Consider the following 18,534-nt stretch of genomic DNA (forward strand, 5'->3'; position numbering starts at 1 on the left):
AAGTTACTGATCAGTAACTTACCGCATGACGCCACCTCCTGCAACGGTGCATGGTGCTGCTTACCCAGGGCCGGCAACACAAAAAAAATCCCCCTTGCCGACTTTGAGTCGGCAAGGGGGATCTTCCGGTAGGGCTACTCGGACTTGAACCGAGGACCTTAGGATTATGAGTCCCGCGCTCTAACCAGCTGAGCTATAGCCCCGTAATGCCCGAACAGCCGCCGTCCAGCAGCCGTTCCGGGCAAAGCACTCTAGCAATACTAATAGCTAACGGGGAGTGCTTTGGTCACACCACCATGTCCTCATAGGACGCGCCCCGGTAAAGGTCCTCAAAGGTCTGCAGGGTGCCGTTAAGGCTGTGCGGCTCCACCATTTCGCGACTCACCTTGCCCATGGCTTCCAGCTCGTCCTCGGGAAGCTGAACCAGTTTGGTGATTTTCGCGGCGAGTTCAGAGCTGTCGTTGGGTGTGAAGAGGTAGCCGTTTTCTCCGTCGCGGACCAGGTGCGGCAGCGCCATGGCATTGGCAAGCAGGACAGGGGTGGAAGCGGACATGGCTTCCAGCGTCACCAGGGACTGCAGTTCGGCCGTGCCGGGCATGCAGAAGATGTCGGCCTTGATGTAGGCCTCACGCAGGTCCTCGTCGCTCGCGAGCCCGAGGAATTTGACCCGGTCTCCCAGGCCAAGCCGGGCCACTTGGGCTTCCAAGGCCGGACGGACTTCTCCGCCGCCCACGATTTCAAGGTTGACGTTCAACTCCGGGGGAGTCTTGGCCACGGCGTCGATCAGCACATCGATGTGCTTCTCCTCCGCGAGGCGCCCAACGAAAAGCACGGTGGGATGGCTGTGCGGTTCAATGACTTCACCGGGGTGAAGCTCATACGCCGAAGAATCGATGCCGTTGGACAGCGGCAGGACTTTGCGCAGGAAGGCGTGCTGGTGCATCGCCTTGGCGGCCAGAGGCGTAGGGGTGGTGACAACGTCAGCCTGTCCCATGACCTTGCCCATGTCCTTCCAGGAAATGCGGCCCACGATGTCCTTGAACCACTGCGGGAACGGCAGGAACGGGTTCAGGTTTTCCGGCATGAAGTGGTTGGTGGCAATGATCCTGATGCCGCGTTTGACGGCCTCATAAAGGACGTGTTCGCCAATCATGTAGTGGCTTTGGATGTGCACGACATCGGGCTGCACCTTGTCGAACAGGAGGCTGATTTCCTTCTTGATTTCCCATGGGAAGCAGATGCGGAAGTACTCATGGGTGAAAACGCCATGGGAGCGCAGCCGGTGCACGGTGGCCTCGTCGCGGAATTCCGTGTAGCTCTTGCCCGAATCCGGACGGCAGGCCAACACGTGAACGTTGTGTCCGCGTGCCGTCATCCCCTTGGCCAGGCGGTAGCCGAACTGGGCAGCGCCGTTGACATGCGGCGGGTAGGTGTCCGCGGCAATCAGGATGGTGAGGGGCTTGTTGGTGTCGGGAATGGTCACGTGGAGAACTCCTGATGGTCACGGTGCGGACAGCACTGCTTGTGGCAATGCTGCGGTGTCGCCGGGTTGCCGCCCGCAAAAGCGGTGGCGCAAGGTAAAGATCTGCCCTAGGCCTTCCGGCTGGCAGCCGCCTTCGCGTCCTTTTTGCGCTTGGTGACTTCCGGATGGTGCCTGCTTAGGGCAATAACCCCCACGATAGCAAGCGTAGCGGCCGCTGCCATGGCGATCGCCATCACGGCGTGGACATCGGGACGAAGCTCACCAAGGATGACGATGCCGATCGCAATGCCCACCATCGGGTCAATCACAGTCAATCCCGCGATCACGAGGTCCGGCGGTCCACCAGAGTACGCACTCTGGACAAACCATGAACCCAGGCCACCTGCAGCAACGATGGCTATCAGCGTGTACCACTGGACGTTGAGCAGGAAGAGTCCGTTGGGATCGAGCAAGTGCTTGCCGATAATCCGGGTCAGTACGGCCACGAAACCGAACAGGACGCCTGCGCCCAGGATGTAAATGAAGGCGCTCATCCGGTGTTTGAACAAGACGGCCAGGGTGCCGAAAATACCGACGGCCAGGGCAAGGAGCAGCACGATCGTCAGCTCATCGTCACCGCTGACGTGGTGATTTTCCTGTGTGACGAACACGGCCAGCAATACAAACAGCGCGGAACCGGTGACACAGGCGCTGATCGCCACAACTGTTGCCCGGTTGATGCTCAGTCCTTGGTCTTTGGCATTGACCACCGTGGTGATGACCAGCGCAATGGCGCCGATCGGTTGCACCACCGTCAAGGGCGCAGACACCAATGCAATGGCATTCATCACCATGCCCAAGGCAAGGAACAGCAGGCCCAGCATCCAGCGCGGATTCCGCAGGAGCCGCAGGAAGCCATTGGAGCTCAGCGCCAGGCCACCCGTATCGGCTTTCACCGCGCTCCCCTGCCGCTGGGCGCCGATGGCGAGGAAGAAGGCCCCAAGTACCGCCAGGCAAACCGCCAGCCAGACCATCAGCCGAGTCCGCCGTCGTCGGTTTTCAATTCTTTTCCTTTTCGCAGGATGGCCCAGAAGTAGTTGTATGCCGCAATCCAGTGGCCCACCAGGCCCAGGCCCAGGAACGTCCACGCCGCCACGAAATACACGTCAGTCAAGGGTATGGGCAGTTTGGACAGGACGAGCAATGGCGTGCCCACCAGCAGCAGGGCGGTGCGGATTTTCCCGACGATGCTCACGGGAAGATCCGGGTGGCTCCGGAAATAGATCAACGATGCGATCGCCAGGATCGCGTCAGGGACCAGAAGCGCCGCCAGATACCACCACTGCACGACGCCGGCAATCGCCAAAGTGAAAGCCACGGCCAGGAGGGCGGCCCGGTCGGCCATCGGATCCAGGATCCTGCCCAACTTGGAGGTCTGGTCGAACCGCCTGGCGATGTAGCCGTCCACCCAGTCCGTGCTGCCCATGACGACGAGCACCAGGACCGCGAACCCGTACTCCTGTTCGGAGAGCACGAGCCAGACAAAGAGAGGCACGCCCATGAAACGCAGGACGGTGAGGATATTGGGGACAGTGAAGATGAGGTCATGGTCGACCTGCGGACGATCCGGGTGCGAACCAGCACCGATCAGCCTCATGTGTCCCCCTTCCTCGTGTTCAGTATCCGGTGCTCAGAAACCTGCTATTTCTTCAGCAGCTTCCTCAGCGCAACCACGAAGACCACCGCGGCGGTGGCGAAAGCTGCAAGGTCTTTCCAGTGCGCGGCCATCCGCTCGCTGACGCTTTGGGGAACTGAATCGCCGAGGTCGGCGAACTTCGCGGCAGCGAATTCCTTGCCCTCCTGGAACCTGACGTTGGCGCTCTCGAGCAAGGCCTGGCCCTGCTTTTTGACGTCCAGCTGTTCACCCAGCTCATCGCGGACACCCGTCAGGTGTTCGCGGCGCCTCTTCAAGCGGGAGCGAAGCTCGGCTTCCGTGGGCGCCTTGACGGCATCGGCTTCCTTGGCAGCTTCCTTTGCTGCCTTTTCGGCCTTGGCCTTCTCAGCTGCGGCTTCCTTTTCGGCTTTGGCGGCCTTCGCGGCAGGCGAGTTCGGGTCGAGGATCGACTCGTCGAACGCTGAGCCTTCCTTGGCGATCCCGAGGTCATGCTTGATGCCCCGGATGGTGTCCTCGGGGACCAACGGCATGGCCTTCTTGAACTTGGCGATGCCGATCAGCGATGCGATGGCGACAACCACAAGGAAAAACGCTGAGACGAGCAGAGCCGCGAGCCAGCCGGGCATGATGGTGGCCAGGCCCAGAATGGCTGCCACCACCAGTGCAATGACCAGCAGCGCCATGAAGACGAGGGCAACACCGAAAAAGGCGCCGGCCACGCCAAGCTGTGTGGCCTTGCGTTTGAGTTCCACCTTGGCAAGGGCGATCTCATCATTGATTTGCCGTGGGGCCAAGCGTGCAACGAGCTTGAGGGTCTTCGGCAAAGTACGAATGGCTGGTCCTTGACTGGTCCGGCCGGTGTGACGTCCACTCATGGGTTCCGCCTAACTGCTTCCTCTTGGCATCGTGTCGGGCGAACGCAGCGGAAAACTCCGCCGCGGACACCTGTCCTCAAAGCTATCATTCAGGTTCCTGCTGAACTTTCGGGGCCACGCTCCGGCGCGCCCGTCATAGCAGCAATAAATATGATCCGGGCCATAGGATAGATGATCGTGACCCCTCCCATTGCCCCGGGCGATTCCCTGAGCCGACGCGAAAAGCTTGTCTACATTCTCCTCCTGGGCGCCTTGACGGCCTTGGGTCCCTTCACCATCGATCTCTACCTCCCCGCGTTCCCGGCCCTGGAATCAAGTTTCAACGTCTCGGAAGCGGCAATCCAGCTCACCCTGACCGGAACAACCGTCGGCTTCGGCCTTGGCCAGTTGGTGGTGGGACCGTTCAGCGACAAGGTAGGCCGCAGGCTGCCGCTGATCCTGGCCACAGCCGTGCATATTGGCTCTTCCCTGGGCGCTGCGCTGGCAACCGACATCGGCATGCTTTCCGTTTTCCGTGTCCTCATGGGAATCGGGGCGGCCGGAGGTGGCGTGGTGGCCATGGCAATGGTCAGGGACCTTTTCCACGGCTACTCCATGGTGCGGATGTTCTCCCGCATGTCACTGGTCAACGGGCTCGCGCCCATCCTGGCTCCGGTGATCGGGTCACAACTGCTCCTTGTCTTTCCCTGGCCCGGGATTTTCTACTTCCTGGCGTGCTACGGCCTGCTGGTCATCATCGCCTCCATCTTCTTTATCCGGGAGACCTTGCCTGCCGAACAGCGCGGCAAGTCCACCGTGACGGTCGGACAGCGCTACAAGAAGGTACTTACGGACCGGATTTTCGTGGGCATGGTGCTGGTGGGCAGCCTCAACTTCGGCGGCCTGTTCGCCTATTTGTCCGCGTCCACCTTCCTCTTCCAGAAGGTCTACGGCTTCTCCCCCCAGGAATACGGCATCCTGTTCGGCATCAATTCATTGGGCATCGTGGCCGGTGTCCAGATCAGTTCCCGCTTGATCCGGCGCGTAGCCCCGCAGTGGATTGTGGCCGGAGCAACGCTGTTCATGTTGTGCATGTCCCTTGTGATCGTCGTGCTTGATCTGTTCCACGTGGGGCTGTGGGGCACCTTGATTCCCCTGTGGTTCTACATCTGCGCCACCGGGTTTATGTTTCCGTGCGTCCAGGTGTTGTCCCTGGCCAACCACGGCGCACAAGCCGGCACGGCGGCCTCCCTCCTTGGCGCTTCACAGTTCATGATGGCGGGCATCGTTCCTCCGGTGGTCGGCTGGCTGGGGGTCACCTCCGCCGTCCCCATGGGAGCTGTGATGGCCGTCTGCATCACGGGTTCCATGACCGCACTTTGGTTGGTTGTGCGGCCACGGACCGTGCCCTCCATCCACTAGCTGCCATCCATCAACCGCACCGTAGGCTGTCACTATGACGAACAAACCGCACCGTAATGGCAGGGGCCTCTTTCTCGGTGCGATGCTGGGCGCGGTGGCCGGGGCACTCATCGGCCGCGCTGCAGGAAGCGCGGTTTTCGGCGCGTTGCTCGGTGCCGTGATCGGCGCCGCGGTTCTGTACCGGGTCAATCCTGGACCATGGAACCGTGACTAGGCAGGAATCGTGACCAGGCAGGAACCGTGACTAAGCGGCGGCTCTTGCCGACCCTCCGGCGTCGAACGTTTCAAAGCCTCCCCTAAAGCCCTGCCGCAGGGCAGAATGGTGGCCAGCCGGTGTTACCGGTGCCTAACCGGTGAAGGGGACATCACATGAGCACGGCGGTCGGATTTCGTGGCACCCTACGGGGCCTGGCAACCGTGCGGAGTTTGCCGCTGACGCTTGCCTTGGTGGTGGTCCTCTGGGTTTTGGCACTGGCGACGGGAAGCGTCCTTAACGGTCCTCCCGAAGCACTTCTGGAGCAGGTGGGGCTTGGCTTGGCCGTGGAACCCGGGCCGTGGTGGTCGGTCTTCACGTCAACGTTCTTCGGTTCCTCGCTTCTCGACTACCTGGCGTGCACCGCAGCGATCCTGCTGGGGGTCGGTATTGCCGAAAGGGTCATGGGCCCGTGGCTGGCCCTGGCTGCCTTCATCGCCGGCTCCGCCCTCAGCGCACTGGTGCTGGTCGCGCTGGTGGCTTTCGGTACCGACAACAGCGACCAATGGCTGAGCTTCCTCGGCGGGGAGTACGCGGTGGGCGCTTACGGCGGAGCCGCGGCTGCCCTGGGATTTTCGACGGCGGCACTTGACTCGCTGTGGCGGCGTCGCCTCCGGACGTGGTTGCTCGCTGCGGCTCTGATGTTCGCCCTCTTCGTTGGAGTGGCCCAAACATTGCAGGCCCTCGCCGGCGCAGTGATCGGAATCGTCGCCGGCTGGGCCGCGCACTCCGTGGTCCTTCACAAGAGCGGCGGATCGTTCAGTGCCTCCAGCCTCCGTGAGACGCGTTTCCTGGTCGGCACGGTGGTGGGCGTCTTCGCCCTGGGGCCTCTGCTGACCCAACTGACGGGCACCTGGGAGGTGGGCCCGCTCTCGGTGGTCTCCGAGGTCATGCTCCAGGCCAGCCCCGACGTCGATGAGGTTCAGGAGGCCTGCAGGAACGAAGCGAACTGCGTGGCCCTGCAAAACATCGTTGGTGTCCGGAGCTTTGGTGCGGCCATCCTGACGGTGATCCCTGTCCTGCTCTTGCTGGTCTGCGCCGAAGGCCTGCGACGCGGTCGCCGCCTGGCTTATCGGCTGACACTGATCATCCAGGTGTATCTGGCTGCGGTGACCGTCCTGGCGATTGTCCAATACATCAGCGACCCGGATGTCACCATGGGCGACGACGATTTCGGCTACCTCCTCCTGTACGTGGTCCCCGCGCTCCTGGCGCCAATCATCATCGTGGCACTGCTGCTGGCAAACCGGCACAGGTTCAGGGTGGAGTCCAGCGACGCCGGATACCGCGCCCTCGGCCGGGCTGCCTTGATCCTGGCCGTGACTTCAGTGGCCCTCTACGTGGCGTTCTGGTTCCTGGAGGGCAACCCGGGCCAGTCAACCCTGTGGGACCTCGCCGGACAGCTGACGCACATCCTGGTGCCCTTCCCCGTCCCGTTCGTTGTGGCGCTGCCCCAGGGGCTGCTGAGCACTGTGCTGTACGGCCTGGGAGGAGACGTCATCTGGCTTCTCATCCTGGTCCTGGTCCTCAACAACTTCCGCCGCTTCAGGATGATCGCCACCGACCCTGCTGCCGATCTCGGCCACACCCGCGAGCTGCTGCACCAGGGCGGTGGCACCTTGTCCTGGATGGCATTGTGGGACAACAACCAGTACTGGTTCACTCCGGACAGGAAGGCCGGCGTCGCCTACCAGGTCCACAACGGGGTGGCGTTGACCGTCGCCGGTCCCTACGGCGATGCCGGCCACCATGACGAGGCAGCGCTTGGTTTTGTGGCGCACTGTTCGGCATTGGGATTGGTCCCATGTTTCTATTCCGCCGACTCCGGGCTGGATGGCCCGCTACTCCCCTACGGCTTCAGGAAACTGGAGGTCGCGGAGGAAACACTTCTCAACGTCCAGGCAATGACATTCAAGGGCAAAGAGTGGCAGAACGTCCGCACTGCGCTGAACCGCGCTGAGAAGCTGTCCATCAAGGACCTCTGGTACCACTACGGCATCATGCCGCCGGGCATCAGGGCCCAACTGGCTGAGATTTCCGAGGAGTGGGTGGCTGACAAGGCCCTACCCGAGATGGGATTCACCTTAGGCGGCTTGAACGAACTCAAGGATCCCGAAGTTCTCTGCTGCGTGGCGGTGGACGACGACGGCCTGGTCCACGGGGTGACCAGCTGGCTTCCCGTTTTCAGCAACGGCGAGATCTCCGGTTGGACCCTCGACTTCATGAGGCGCCGCACAACAGGCTTCAAGGGCGTCATGGAATTCCTGATCGCCTCAGCCGTGACGCACTTCAAGGAGCAAGTTCCGCAGATCTCCCTCTCAGGCTCTCCATTGGCCAATGCGGGGACCGGAGGCGCGGAAGGTGACCGAAGCACCCTGGACCGCGTCCTGGCCCTGTTGGGAAATGCCCTGGAGCCGATGTACGGCTTCAAATCATTGGCTGCCTTCAAGTCAAGGTTCCAACCCGAGCACCGGACCTTGTACATGTACTACCAGGACCCCCTGGCCTTGCCATCGATCGGACTGGCGGTCGGCTCGGCCTACCTGCCCGGGCTCTCGCCCGCACAAAGCGYTGGTTTGTTGAGGCAGATGGTGGCCCGGGAGCCTGCCGCATGACCGGTCATCCGGCGGTGCGTCCATGAACGATGTCCTGAAACTCGAAATCAGCAGCCCCGTAGTCCTGACGATCGCCGGGATCATCGCCGTCGGGTTCTTCCTGGTGCTCTTCCTCCGGCCGTCTGCCCGCTGGGTCCTCACGGCGATGAGCGCCATTGTGGTGGCAGGGCTGGTGGGGTGGTTCACCGTGTGGATCGTGGAGGACGTGCTGGACGTCTTTCACGTGGGACTGACCCCGCGGGTATGGTTCTGGTCGATCAGCTGCTTCGCCGCTTTGGGGTTGGTCGCGGTGAGTTTTCTCCACAGCGCGCGCTGGCGGAAAGTGGTGGCCATCATCTCGGTCCCCGTCTTCGTCACTGTCTCCGCCCTGCAAATCAACGCCGAGTTCGGACTGAACAACACCCTGGGTTCGGCCCTGGGGATCTCAACCGAGGACGTCATTGAACTGAACAAGCCGGACCCGGATGCGTCCATTCCGGCCGGACCCTTGTGGCAGCACTGGACTCCGCCCGCCAACATGCCCTCGAAAGGCAAGGTGGGGACCCAAGTCATCCCGGCCACGGTGTCGGGTTTCGACGCGCGCCCGGCCGGTATCTACCTTCCACCGGCTGCCCTGACTGCCAATCCACCGAGGCTTCCCCTGTTCGTCCTCATGATGGGCCAGCCGGGCCTCCCCGATCCGCAGTACGTCTCCGCCGCCCTAGACGAGTTCGCTGCAAAAAACAATGGACTGGCCCCCATTGCGATCGTCGCCGACCAGATCGGCCCGGACCAGGATGACACCCTGTGCCTGGACACCCCTAAGTACGGAAACGTCGAGAAGTACATCAACCAGGACGTGGTGAACTGGGCCAAGGACAACTTGAGCATCCTTCCGGACAGGGACCACTGGACCATCGCCGGTTATTCCAACGGCGGCCAATGCGCCATCTCCTTCGCCGTCAAGTACCCCGGAATGTGGGGCAACGTGGTGGACATCTCAGGCGAGGAGTTCCCCGGCGCAGAGGACCCCGCGGAGAACCTGGCCGGGATCTTTGGCGGTAACCAAGCCGCCTATGATGCCCAAAAGCCCATCAACATCATGAAGGGCAAACAGTTCCCCGACACAACTGCCGTGTTCACTGCCGGCTCGGACGACCCCACCTACGTGGCCGCCGCGAAAGCCGTGTCCGCGGCGGCGCAGGCGTCCGGAATGAAAGTGACGTACTACGAGGTACCCAACGGCGGACACGTGGGCCTGGCATTGAACGCAGGCCTGGAGAAGGGCTTCGAAGTGCTGTACCCGCGCCTGGGGCTGTCCCGCTAGAAGCTCTTTTCGCGGCCACCCACCGGCGATAAAATTGAGATGTGCCACATTGGCAAGAGCTGAACCCGTTACCGGCACCGTGGCAGCGCAAGGATGACCGCATCCTCCCGCTGTGGTGGGAGCGCCTGTGCTCGGTGACCAGTCCGCCGTCGGCCGCTTTGTACGCGGGTGGACTCTTCACGGACGACCGGCGACGGCCCATAGCCCAGTGGTACAACCCCGAAACGGATGCCGCACTGTTGGTCGCTCCGGAGACCTCGCCGGAGTGGCCGGTCCAAAGGTTCGGGATTTTCTATGCCCCTCCGGGCGGCGGTTTCACGAGAGTCTACTCGGCGCCGCATGAGTGGCATCCGCGTGAGCCCAGGACCCCTCCCACCGAGCAGGACTCGTTCATGGCGGCTGTGGCGGAAGCCGCGCGCTTCCTCCAGGTGGAGATGGATTTCGTTTAAAAAGCAGACCCCGCACCAGCCATTAGGCGGGTACGGGGTCCTTGTGCTCCTCCGACTGGACTTGAACCAGTAACCCTTCGATTAACAGTCGAATGCTCTGCCAATTGAGCTACGGAGGAATGAAGCGGTTATGACTTTAGCAAAGGTTTTACCGGATGTGAAATCGGTCGGCGGTACCCCCTGGGGGTATAAAAATACCCCCGCTCCGGCGAACCGGAACGGGGGTATTGTGCGCTCCTCCGACTGGACTTGAACCAGTAACCCTTCGATTAACAGTCGAATGCTCTGCCAATTGAGCTACGGAGGAATGAAGCGGTTACTAGCTTAACAGGGGGCTGCCGGAAAACGAAATCGAGGATCTCAGCCGTCCGAGCGCAGCGCCCGGCGTTCCATTTCGAGTTGCATCAACTCACGGTTCAGCCGCTGGAATTCCTCAGGCTGGGAGGCAGCGTCGAGCCGTTGGAGCTGCCCCATCTTGTCGGCCTTGATGCGGGTGATCTGAAGCTCGAAGAGTCGGGCCAGGATATCCCGGCAATACCGTTGCATCGCTTCCGGGGTGCTGGCGGGCAGTGGTGTCACAGCAAGTTCGGACACCAGATTGCGCRGGGGTTCGGGTACTTCCTGCCGGATCTGCTCCACCCATGACACCGGGTCTGCCGTATGGCCGAGCCCAGTGGCGCGGATCGCCGCATGGACGGCAGCATAGGCCGGCGTGGCGAACATCGTAGCCGCAAAGCGGTCCCACGCCACTCCACCGAGCACTGCGGGATCCTGAAGCACCACCTCGAGTGCTTGGCGTTCCATCCCCGCTACGGGGTCGCGGGGGTTGGGACGGTTGAACACCGGACCGCCCGACGGCGGTGCTGCCGCGGCCGCTGCTTGCTCGCCGCTGCCTGCAGGATTGCTGCCGCTTGTCCCCCGTTTAGCAGCCGCGCCAACGTATCGGCTGACTTCCTCGATGGGCATGCCCAGCCAGCCGGCAAGGTTCCGCGTGTACTCGGGCCTTGTGGCTGAGTCCCTGATCTGCGCCACCACCGGAGAAGCCTCACGGAGCGCTGCTACGCGGCCCTCCACGGTGTCCAGGTTGTGCCGCCGCAAGGTGGCCCTGATGGCGAATTCGAAGAGCGGTTTCCGGGTGCCGATGAGCTCGCGCACCGCGGCATCACCTTTGAGCTGGCGAAGGTCACAGGGATCGGCACCGGAAGGCTCGACAGCCACGTAGGTCTGGGCCGTGAACCGCTGGTCCTCCTCGAACGCCCTGAGAGCGGCCTTCTGGCCGGCAGCATCACCGTCGAAGGTGAAAATGACCTCTCCCCCGCTGCCGTCGTCGGAAAGCAGCCGCCGGGCCACCTTGATGTGTTCGGTACCGAAGGCTGTACCGCAGGTGGCTACCGCCGTCGTGATCCCTGCAAGGTGGCAGGCCATCACGTCCGTGTACCCCTCCACCACTACCAGCTGGCGCTCCTTGGCGATGTTCCGTTTGGCGAGATCGATGCCGTAGAGGACCTGGGATTTCTTGTAGAGCGTGGTCTCCGGGGTGTTCAGGTATTTTGGGCCCTGGTCGTCTTCGTAGAGCTTGCGCGCACCAAAACCGATGGTGTCCCCCGCGATGTCCCGGATAGGCCAGATCAGCCGGCCGCGGAAGCGGTCGTAGATGCCGCGATTGCCTTCTGAAAACATTCCAGTGAGCTTCAACTCAGCATCCGTGAAGCCGCGTCCGCGCAGGTGCTTCAACAACGCGTCCCAGCCTTGTGGCGCGTATCCCACTCCGAAGTGTTCGGCGGCAGCACGGTCGAACCCGCGGCCATCCAGGAAGTTACGGCCTTCCGCAGCTCCGGGGGTCAGAAGCTGTGCGCGGAAGAACTCATCGGCGATCTTGTGGGCGTCCAGCAGGCGCTGGCGCTTGCCCACTTCCTCGCGGCTGGGACCCGTCCCGCCGTCTTCGTACCGCAGCTCGTAACCGATCCTGGCCGCGAGCTTTTCCACGGCTTCGTGGAAGGAACTGTGATCCATCTTCTGGACGAAGGAAATGGCGTCGCCATCCTCGCCGCAGCCGAAGCAGTGGTACCTGCCCACCTGCGGGCGGACGGTGAAGGAGGGGGAACGTTCGTCGTGGAAAGGGCACAGGCCTTTGAAACTGCCCAGTCCGGCACCTTTGAGTGTGACGTATCCGTCAACGACTTCCTTGATGTCCGTGCGCTGGCGTACTTCGTCGATATCTTCACGTTTGATCAGGCCAGCCACGTGTCCATCCTAGTCGCATCGACCAAACCGCCCGGCTCCCGGGCGCGCCTCACCAAAGCGACGGGAGGCTGCCCACCAGACGCTCGTACATGGCCAGGGCAGAGACATCCGTCAAGGACGCCACCTGGTCGATGACGACGCGCAGGCGGGCACCGTCGTCGACGGCGTCCCTCCAGTCGGCGGCGAACATCGGCTCCAGGTGGCGGTCGCCTGTGGCGTTCAAGACGCCCACGAGCGCGTGCAGCACTTCGCGTTGGCGTTCGTAGACAGGCTGCCGGTGGTCCGTGGAGATGACGAAGGTGGTGGCCAATCCCTTGAGCACCGCGATCTCCGTCACGGTCTCCTCGGGGACCATGAGTTCGGCGTCATAACGGGTGAGGTTGGCCGGTCCGAAATGCGCCCGCGTTGTTTCCATGGCACTCTGGCAAAACCTGCCGATCAACTGGCTGGTCATGTCCTTCAGCGCCGCCATCGACTTGCGGCTGCCGTCAGCTTCCCGGACCCAGACCTTGGTGGCCTCGAGCCGGGCAAGGGCAGCATCAATTTCGGCGGGGTCGTTGTGCGGGAGGTACCACTGCTTGGTGTAGCCCACCACCCGGGCCCGATGGTCAGGGTTCTCCATCCACTTCAGCTGGAAGTGGCCGGCAACGATCGCATCTTCCACATCGTGCACCGAGTACGAGATGTCATCGGCCAGATCCATCACCTGCGCCTCGATGCAGGAGCGGTTGCCGGGCGCGCCCTCGCGCAGCCACTCAAATACGGGAAGGTCGTCTTCGTATGCGCCGAACTTGCTGGTGCGGTGGCCATGGATCACGGGGGCGTCGACGGCGGACCACGGGTATTTGGAGGCGGCGTCCAGGCTCGCGCGGGTCAGGTTAAGCCCTGCCGGCCTGCCGTCCGCAGCGAGCACCTTGGGTTCGAGGCGGGTCAGCAACCGAAGCGTCTGGGCGTTGCCTTCGAAACCGCCGATCGTGTGAGCCACTTCGTTCAATGCGGATTCGCCGTTGTGGCCGAACGGAGGGTGGCCAAGATCGTGGCTCAGGCAAGCGGTGTCCACGACATCGGGATCGCAACCCAGCGAACGGCCCAGTTCGCGGCCTACCTGCGCTACCTCGAGGCTGTGCGTGAGCCGGGTGCGGACAAAGTCATCGGTATCTGGGGCCACGACCTGTGTTTTGGCGCCCAGGCGTCGCAGCGCGGAGGAATGCAGGACCCTGGCGCGGTCCCGTTCAAAGTCGGAGCGGTAGTTGCTCTTGCGCGGCTCTTCAACCCACCGGGCAGAGTCTGCCTCGGCGTATCCGGGGATGGCCAGCACAAAATCGTGGCTTGCTGCATCGTGGCCAAGCATTGCTTCGGTTCCCATGGGTATCTGCCTCCTTCAAGCGCCGGGGTGTGGAGCTTCTTGAGCCAGTCTTACACGTGTGAGGCTAACCGCCCGAAACGTCCAGCTCCGCTGCGGAGATATCCGCGCTCTGTTCAGCGTTCAGCTGACGGCTGTCCAGCCAGTCCTTGGGCAGCGCCGGCTTTTTCGGGGATCCGGCACGCCCCCGGGGGCCCTCGGAATCGACGCCCGGATAAGGAAGATCCATGTCCAGTTCGTTGAGCAATTCCCGAAGGACCTCCAGGGTGGGCACTGTGGCAAGTTTCGCCCGCAGCTCCCCGCCCACCACGTAGCCCTTGAAGTACCAGGCCATGTGCTTGCGGATCTCGCGGAGAGCCTTGTATTCGTCGTTCCCGAAGGTCTCCACCATCAGTTCCGCGTGACGGTAGACGCCCTCGGCAACCTCGCGCAGCCCGGGCCGGTGCCGCTGGTCGCTGCCTTCGAAAGCAGCCTGGAGATCGCCGAACAGCCAGGGACGGCCCTGGCACCCACGGCCGACGACAACACCGTCGACGCCGGTTTCGCGCACCAGCCGGACAGCGTCTTCAGCGGACCAGATATCGCCGTTGCCGAGCACCGGGATGTCAGGGAGGGCCTCGCGGAGGCGGGCGATCGCGGACCAGTCGGCCTGGCCGGAATAGAACTGTGCAGCCGTCCGACCATGGAGTGCCACTGCGGCAACTCCGGAGTCACGGGCGATGCGTCCTGCCTCCAGGTAGGTCAGGTGGTCATCGTCGATGCCTTTGCGCATCTTGATGGTCAGCGGGATTCCGCCCTTGGAGGCTTCCTTGACCGCGGTCTGCACGATCGAGGTGAAGAGGTCGATCTTCCACGGCAGCGCGGACCCTCCCCCGCGGCGGGTGACCTTGGGGACGGGGCAGCCGAAGTTGAGGTCGATGTGGTCGGCGCGGTCCTCGTCCACGAGCATCCGCACCGCTGCGCCTACGGTTACGGGGTCCACGCCATAGAGCTGGACGGAGCGGACTTTCTCGTCCTCGTCATGGGAGATGATGCGCAGCGATTCCGGCGTCCGCTCCACCAAGGCACGCGAGGTCACCATCTCGGCCACGTACAAGCCGCCACCGTATTCACGGCAGAGCCTGCGGAAGGCGGAGTTGGTGATTCCGGCCATCGGCGCAAGGATTACCGGGGTGTCCACGGTAATCCCGCCGAGCTTCAGGGGCGGGAGCTCAAGCTTTGGTGCGGGAGGCGTTGCTACTACAGTCACCTATCCATTGTTGCAAAGCAGGGCAAATCGGGGGCGCAGGCCCTCACAGAAGCCACCCGTTCTCATGTGCCAGGCGCACGGCTTCCGCCCGCGTCCGGCCGCCGGTCTTGGCCATCGCCGCTGAGAGATAGTTCCGTACCGTGCCCTCTGAGAGCATCGCCGCTTTGGCAATGTCCGCCACCGTACCGCCGTCGGATGCAGCCTTCAGCACCTCGACCTCCCGCTCGGTCAGCGGACTGTCACCGGAGGTCAGAGACTCCGCGGCGAGCATCGGGTCCACCACGCGGAGCCCGCTGTGCACGCGACGCACGGCTTCGGCCAGCTGCCGCGCAGGCGTGTCTTTGACCACGAACCCGGAGGCTCCGGCCTGCATGGCCCTCCTGAGATAACCCGGCCTGCCGAACGTCGTGACCATCAGGACGCGGCATGTCGGTACCGCACGGCGGACTGCCGCGGCAGCGCTGATGCCATCCAGACCGGGCATCTCGACGTCGAGCATCGCCACGTCGGCGGCATGCTCCAGCACGGCCGACACAACGCCTGCGCCGTCCGCCAGCTCCGCCACCACCTCGATGTCCTCTTCAAGCCCCAGAAGGGCGGCAAGGGCACCGCGCACCAGCGCCTGGTCGTCCGCGATCACCAACCGGATGGTCATACGTCAACAGCCAATCTGAACCCTCCCAGGTCGCTCGCACCTATGTTTACTGTGCCACCGGCACTGGCCACTCTCTCCCGAAGCCCCGCCAGCCCGTTGCCGCCCGCTGCCGGACCCGGCCCCACGCCGTCGTCCTCCACCAGAACCGTCGACGCCGTCAACCGGACCCGGCAACGCCCGGCACCGGAATGCCGCACAACGTTCGTCACGCCCTCGCGCAGTACCCAGCCGAACAGCTCACGGTGCTTGGCGGGCACCTGCTCCACAGTCCCCGTAAGATCAGCGTCGATACCCGCCGATTCCAGCGCCGTCCGGGCCGCCGCGAGTTCTGCCAGGACATTGACCCCGCGGTAGCCGGCAACTGTGGCCCGGACATCTGCGAGCGCACCACGCGCCAGCTCCTGGACTTCCACGATTTCCGCTGAGGCTTTGTCCTTGGCCGGTCCGCCGGGTGCCTGCTCCAACAGCCGGGCAGCCAACTCGGCTTTGACCGCTATGACAGTGAGGGAATGCCCCAGGATGTCGTGCATGTCCCTGGCCACACGGCTGCGTTCGGCGGCGACGGCGGCATCCGCCAGTTCAGTCTGGGCGGTCCGGAGTTCAACGGTCTGGCGGATCAGGCGCGCAAACGAGGACATCATGAATCCCAGGGACAGGATGAGGGCCGGTTGGAAGAAAGCCTGTCCAGGGTTGCCGCCGGCGAGTTCCGACGCAAGTGAAATTCCCGAAAGCGCCACGATCACAGCGAAGTCGACGCGCGGCGGAAGTGTGGTCATTCCAATGGCGCACGCCAGGAAAGGCCACGTCCACAGCGCTTCCCTGCCCACCAGAAGGATCACCAGGCCGTTGAGTGCCAGCAGGATCGCGAGGCACAGCAGGCCGGTCCGACTGTCCCGTACCCGGCTGAACATCGGCAAAACGGCATAGGCGGCGAAGAAGGCCACCAACGACGCCGAGGCCAGTACCTTCCAGCCTGCCGGTTCGTCCACGGACCACACGAGGTTCCAGGTGGGCCACGCCCAGAGGACAATGGAAAAGCCGGCGCCGATGAACCATTTGCGGGGTCCGGGACCGCGGAAGGCATCCCCCAGGGACTGGCTGCTCATGGATCCCACCTTAGCCACGCCGGAGCAACTTAGACGCGGCTGGTGTCGCGGCGGAAGGCCATGGCGGCGCCGCCGACGAAGATGGCGAGCCAGACCAGGACGTTGAGAATCCACAAGACGTCGAACTCACCGGTGATGGGGCTGCGCGCCAGCTGACCGATCCCGTAGGCGGGCGTGAATTTGGCGATGGTCCCGAAGGTATCGCCCATGATTTCGATCGGCATGAAAAGGCCTCCCAGCATGGCAAGGATCGCCAGGGCCGGTCCAAGGATCTGCATGACGTTCTGGCTGGGCATGAGGTACCCCACGAAAAGTCCCAGGGCGGCGAACACCAGGGAACCCAACCAGGCCACCAGCCCGGCGGTCAGCCACGTCTGCGCGTCCATGGTCACTCCGGCGATGGCTCCGATCACGAACTGGGCGATCACAGCCACCAGCGAGAGGGTCAACGCCGCAGCTGCCTTGATGGCGATATACGCCCCGGGCAGCAGGGGCGTGAGGCGCAGTTGCCGGCTCCATCCCTGGGCACGTTCGACCGCCACCTGGCTGCCGGCTCCCGTGGCGGCCGTCATGGCTGCGTACACGGTCAGGCTGATCAGGATGTACTGGCCGTAGCTGTGGCCGTTGGGCAATTGCTGGTCTTTGTTGGACAGCCCGAAAATGAAGAAGAAGATCGCGGGCATGAGCACGGTGAAGACGATGGTCCGGCGGTTCCGGAGCATCCGCTTGATTTCGATCCACAGGAACGTCGTGTTGACACCGCCGGCGGAGGGCTTGCGGTCCTGCATTGCTGTCGACTGGCTCATGCCCGCTCCCCTTCCAAAGCAGTGGGGGCTGAGGTATACGTGGGGGCTGTTGGATCCGTGGGGGCTGTTGGATCCGTGGGGGTTGTGGCCGTCCCGGCTTCGTCCGCGGTGAGGGTCACAAAGGCCTCCTCAAGGTTGTTCGCAACCACTTCAAGATCGTGGGCTCCTGTTTTGGTGAGCAGGAACCGGACTACGGAATCCGAGTCGGAGGTGCGGACGGTGACGCGGCCGCCGTCGAACTCCACATGGTCTGCCGGCGGCAATCCTGCCAGCAGCGCGCGGTCACCGGCCGGCAGCGAAGCCCGTACTGTCCTCCCGGACGCCAGGTTCTTGATCTGCGCTGCCGTGCCGTCAGCAACCACCGTCCCTTGGCGGACCAGCACAATCCTGTCTGCGTAGGCGTCGGCCTCCTCGAGGTAGTGGGTGGCGAAGATGACGGTGCGACCCCTCGACGCGTCGTCGCGGATGGCGGACCAGAAGTCCCGGCGCCCCGCAACGTCCATGCCCGTGGTTGGCTCGTCCAGGATCAGCAGGCCGGGGTCCGAGACCAAAGCCATGGCGAAGCGAAGACGTTGCTGTTGGCCGCCGGAGCACTTTTCAACCCGGCGGTCGGCGATGTCCAGGATTCCCGCGCGGGTCAGGACTTCATCCACGGGCCGTGCCGAATCAAACATCGCGGCCGTGAGCTGCACGGTTTCCCGGACGCTGATGTCGCGCAGCAAACCCCCCGTCTGCATGACGGCGGCCACCTGTCCGCGGGAAACGGCCCCTCTGGGGCTGTGGCCGAAAATGGACACCTCGCCGGCATCCGGGGTGCTCAGGCCCAGGATCATGTCGATGGTGGTGGTCTTTCCCGCGCCGTTGGGGCCCAGGAAAGCCACGACCTCCCCCTGTTGAACCGTCAGGTCCAGGCCGCGCACCGCCTGCACTTTTCCGAAGCTCTTATGAAGTCCGGCGGCGCGAACCGCAGGAACACCCGGTGTTGTCATTGCTCTCCCTGGAATAGGTCTGGTGTACCCATTCAAGCCGGAGGAGCATCCATACACCCGTAGCGGGTGTCACCTGTTCGGGATGA

Annotated in this window: 16 protein-coding genes and 3 tRNA genes; 5 read left to right on the plus strand and 14 right to left on the minus strand. The window is 63.4% G+C overall.

Going from position 1 to position 18,534, the window contains the following annotated elements; translation table 11 throughout:
• Positions 1 to 129: 129 nt before the first annotated feature.
• The 5 genes from AB4Y81_RS08415 to AB4Y81_RS08435 form a co-directional block, all read right to left on the minus strand.
• Positions 130 to 203, minus strand: a tRNA-Ile gene (locus AB4Y81_RS08415).
• An 83-nt stretch (positions 204 to 286) separates the two neighbouring features.
• Positions 287 to 1,483 (minus strand): glycosyltransferase, encoded by a 1,197-nt coding sequence (locus AB4Y81_RS08420; protein WP_189075822.1) that lies wholly within the window; start codon positions 1,481 to 1,483, stop codon positions 287 to 289.
• 107 nt (positions 1,484 to 1,590) lie between these two features.
• A complete protein-coding gene (locus AB4Y81_RS08425; RefSeq protein ID WP_039240471.1) occupies positions 1,591 to 2,496 on the minus strand; it encodes a DMT family transporter in 906 nt (301 codons plus the stop codon).
• Positions 2,496 to 3,119 carry a CDP-alcohol phosphatidyltransferase family protein gene (locus tag AB4Y81_RS08430; protein ID WP_055975112.1) on the minus strand — a complete coding sequence of 208 codons (624 nt, stop codon included), beginning with the start codon at positions 3,117 to 3,119 and terminating at the stop codon, positions 2,496 to 2,498. The genes AB4Y81_RS08425 and AB4Y81_RS08430 overlap by 1 nt, the downstream gene beginning before the upstream one ends.
• A gap of 44 nt (positions 3,120 to 3,163) precedes the next feature.
• Complete coding sequence (locus tag AB4Y81_RS08435; RefSeq protein ID WP_055975109.1) at positions 3,164 to 4,012, minus strand: phage holin family protein; 849 nt, start codon at positions 4,010 to 4,012, stop codon at positions 3,164 to 3,166.
• A 171-nt stretch (positions 4,013 to 4,183) separates the two neighbouring features.
• On the opposite strand from AB4Y81_RS08435, the gene AB4Y81_RS08440 reads away from it, so the two are divergent.
• The 5 genes from AB4Y81_RS08440 (at position 4,184) to AB4Y81_RS08460 (ending at position 10,036) form a co-directional block, all read left to right on the plus strand.
• A complete protein-coding gene (locus tag AB4Y81_RS08440; RefSeq protein WP_189075823.1) occupies positions 4,184 to 5,413 on the plus strand; it encodes a multidrug effflux MFS transporter in 1,230 nt (409 codons plus the stop codon).
• 34 nt (positions 5,414 to 5,447) lie between these two features.
• Entirely contained in the window at positions 5,448 to 5,627 is a 180-nt protein-coding gene (locus AB4Y81_RS08445; protein ID WP_018777475.1) for a glycine zipper domain-containing protein, read from the plus strand.
• A gap of 155 nt (positions 5,628 to 5,782) precedes the next feature.
• On the plus strand, positions 5,783 to 8,281 hold the full coding sequence (locus AB4Y81_RS08450; RefSeq protein WP_441995663.1) for a bifunctional lysylphosphatidylglycerol flippase/synthetase MprF: 2,499 nt from the start codon (positions 5,783 to 5,785) through the stop codon (positions 8,279 to 8,281).
• Positions 8,282 to 8,303: 22 nt separating this feature from the next.
• On the plus strand, positions 8,304 to 9,587 hold the full coding sequence (locus AB4Y81_RS08455) for an alpha/beta hydrolase (protein ID WP_055975100.1): 1,284 nt from the start codon (positions 8,304 to 8,306) through the stop codon (positions 9,585 to 9,587).
• A 41-nt stretch (positions 9,588 to 9,628) separates the two neighbouring features.
• Positions 9,629 to 10,036 (plus strand): hypothetical protein, encoded by a 408-nt coding sequence (locus AB4Y81_RS08460; protein WP_039240465.1) that lies wholly within the window; start codon positions 9,629 to 9,631, stop codon positions 10,034 to 10,036.
• A 46-nt stretch (positions 10,037 to 10,082) separates the two neighbouring features.
• Here the strand turns inward: AB4Y81_RS08460 and AB4Y81_RS08465 are convergent.
• The 9 genes from AB4Y81_RS08465 to AB4Y81_RS08505 form a co-directional block, all read right to left on the minus strand.
• A tRNA-Asn gene (locus AB4Y81_RS08465) sits at positions 10,083 to 10,155 on the minus strand.
• 115 nt (positions 10,156 to 10,270) lie between these two features.
• Positions 10,271 to 10,343 (minus strand) — tRNA-Asn (locus tag AB4Y81_RS08470).
• A 53-nt stretch (positions 10,344 to 10,396) separates the two neighbouring features.
• Entirely contained in the window at positions 10,397 to 12,280 is a 1,884-nt protein-coding gene (dnaG, locus tag AB4Y81_RS08475; RefSeq protein WP_441995664.1) for a DNA primase, read from the minus strand.
• A gap of 49 nt (positions 12,281 to 12,329) precedes the next feature.
• Positions 12,330 to 13,646, minus strand: coding sequence for a deoxyguanosinetriphosphate triphosphohydrolase (locus AB4Y81_RS08480; protein ID WP_018777470.1), 1,317 nt, complete (start codon positions 13,644 to 13,646; stop codon positions 12,330 to 12,332).
• A 64-nt stretch (positions 13,647 to 13,710) separates the two neighbouring features.
• A complete protein-coding gene (gene dusB / locus AB4Y81_RS08485; RefSeq protein ID WP_441995665.1) occupies positions 13,711 to 14,892 on the minus strand; it encodes a tRNA dihydrouridine synthase DusB in 1,182 nt (393 codons plus the stop codon).
• Positions 14,893 to 14,935: 43 nt separating this feature from the next.
• Positions 14,936 to 15,547, minus strand: a complete 612-nt coding sequence (locus AB4Y81_RS08490) for a response regulator transcription factor (RefSeq protein WP_055975094.1) — start codon at positions 15,545 to 15,547, stop codon at positions 14,936 to 14,938.
• On the minus strand, positions 15,544 to 16,653 hold the full coding sequence (locus tag AB4Y81_RS08495) for a sensor histidine kinase (RefSeq protein ID WP_441995666.1): 1,110 nt from the start codon (positions 16,651 to 16,653) through the stop codon (positions 15,544 to 15,546). Before AB4Y81_RS08495 ends, AB4Y81_RS08490 begins: the two co-directional genes overlap by 4 nt.
• Positions 16,654 to 16,682: 29 nt before the next feature.
• Positions 16,683 to 17,459 (minus strand): ABC transporter permease, encoded by a 777-nt coding sequence (locus tag AB4Y81_RS08500; RefSeq protein ID WP_035733434.1) that lies wholly within the window; start codon positions 17,457 to 17,459, stop codon positions 16,683 to 16,685.
• Positions 17,456 to 18,448: an ABC transporter ATP-binding protein gene (locus AB4Y81_RS08505; protein WP_189075825.1), complete on the minus strand. Its 993-nt coding sequence runs from the start codon at positions 18,446 to 18,448 to the stop codon at positions 17,456 to 17,458. The genes AB4Y81_RS08500 and AB4Y81_RS08505 overlap by 4 nt, the downstream gene beginning before the upstream one ends.
• Positions 18,449 to 18,534: the final 86 nt, after the last annotated feature.

The sequence above is a fragment of the Paenarthrobacter sp. TAF1 genome (genome assembly GCF_052113825.1).
In the GTDB taxonomy this organism is placed as follows: domain Bacteria; phylum Actinomycetota; class Actinomycetes; order Actinomycetales; family Micrococcaceae; genus Arthrobacter; species Arthrobacter nicotinovorans.

Coding starts and splice junctions, on each gene's coding strand:
- AB4Y81_RS08425 (WP_039240471.1), bottom strand. CDS start 2,496: ATGGTCTGGCTGGCGGTTTGCCTGGCGGTACTTGGGGCCTTCTTCCTC.
- AB4Y81_RS08430 (WP_055975112.1), bottom strand. CDS start 3,119: ATGAGGCTGATCGGTGCTGGTTCGCACCCGGATCGTCCGCAGGTCGAC.
- AB4Y81_RS08435 (WP_055975109.1), bottom strand. CDS start 4,012: ATGAGTGGACGTCACACCGGCCGGACCAGTCAAGGACCAGCCATTCGT.
- AB4Y81_RS08440 (WP_189075823.1), top strand. CDS start 4,184: ATGATCGTGACCCCTCCCATTGCCCCGGGCGATTCCCTGAGCCGACGC.
- AB4Y81_RS08445 (WP_018777475.1), top strand. CDS start 5,448: ATGACGAACAAACCGCACCGTAATGGCAGGGGCCTCTTTCTCGGTGCG.
- AB4Y81_RS08455 (WP_055975100.1), top strand. CDS start 8,304: ATGAACGATGTCCTGAAACTCGAAATCAGCAGCCCCGTAGTCCTGACG.
- AB4Y81_RS08480 (WP_018777470.1), bottom strand. CDS start 13,646: ATGGGAACCGAAGCAATGCTTGGCCACGATGCAGCAAGCCACGATTTT.
- AB4Y81_RS08490 (WP_055975094.1), bottom strand. CDS start 15,547: ATGACCATCCGGTTGGTGATCGCGGACGACCAGGCGCTGGTGCGCGGT.
- AB4Y81_RS08495 (WP_441995666.1), bottom strand. CDS start 16,653: ATGAGCAGCCAGTCCCTGGGGGATGCCTTCCGCGGTCCCGGACCCCGC.
- AB4Y81_RS08500 (WP_035733434.1), bottom strand. CDS start 17,459: ATGAGCCAGTCGACAGCAATGCAGGACCGCAAGCCCTCCGCCGGCGGT.
- AB4Y81_RS08505 (WP_189075825.1), bottom strand. CDS start 18,448: ATGACAACACCGGGTGTTCCTGCGGTTCGCGCCGCCGGACTTCATAAG.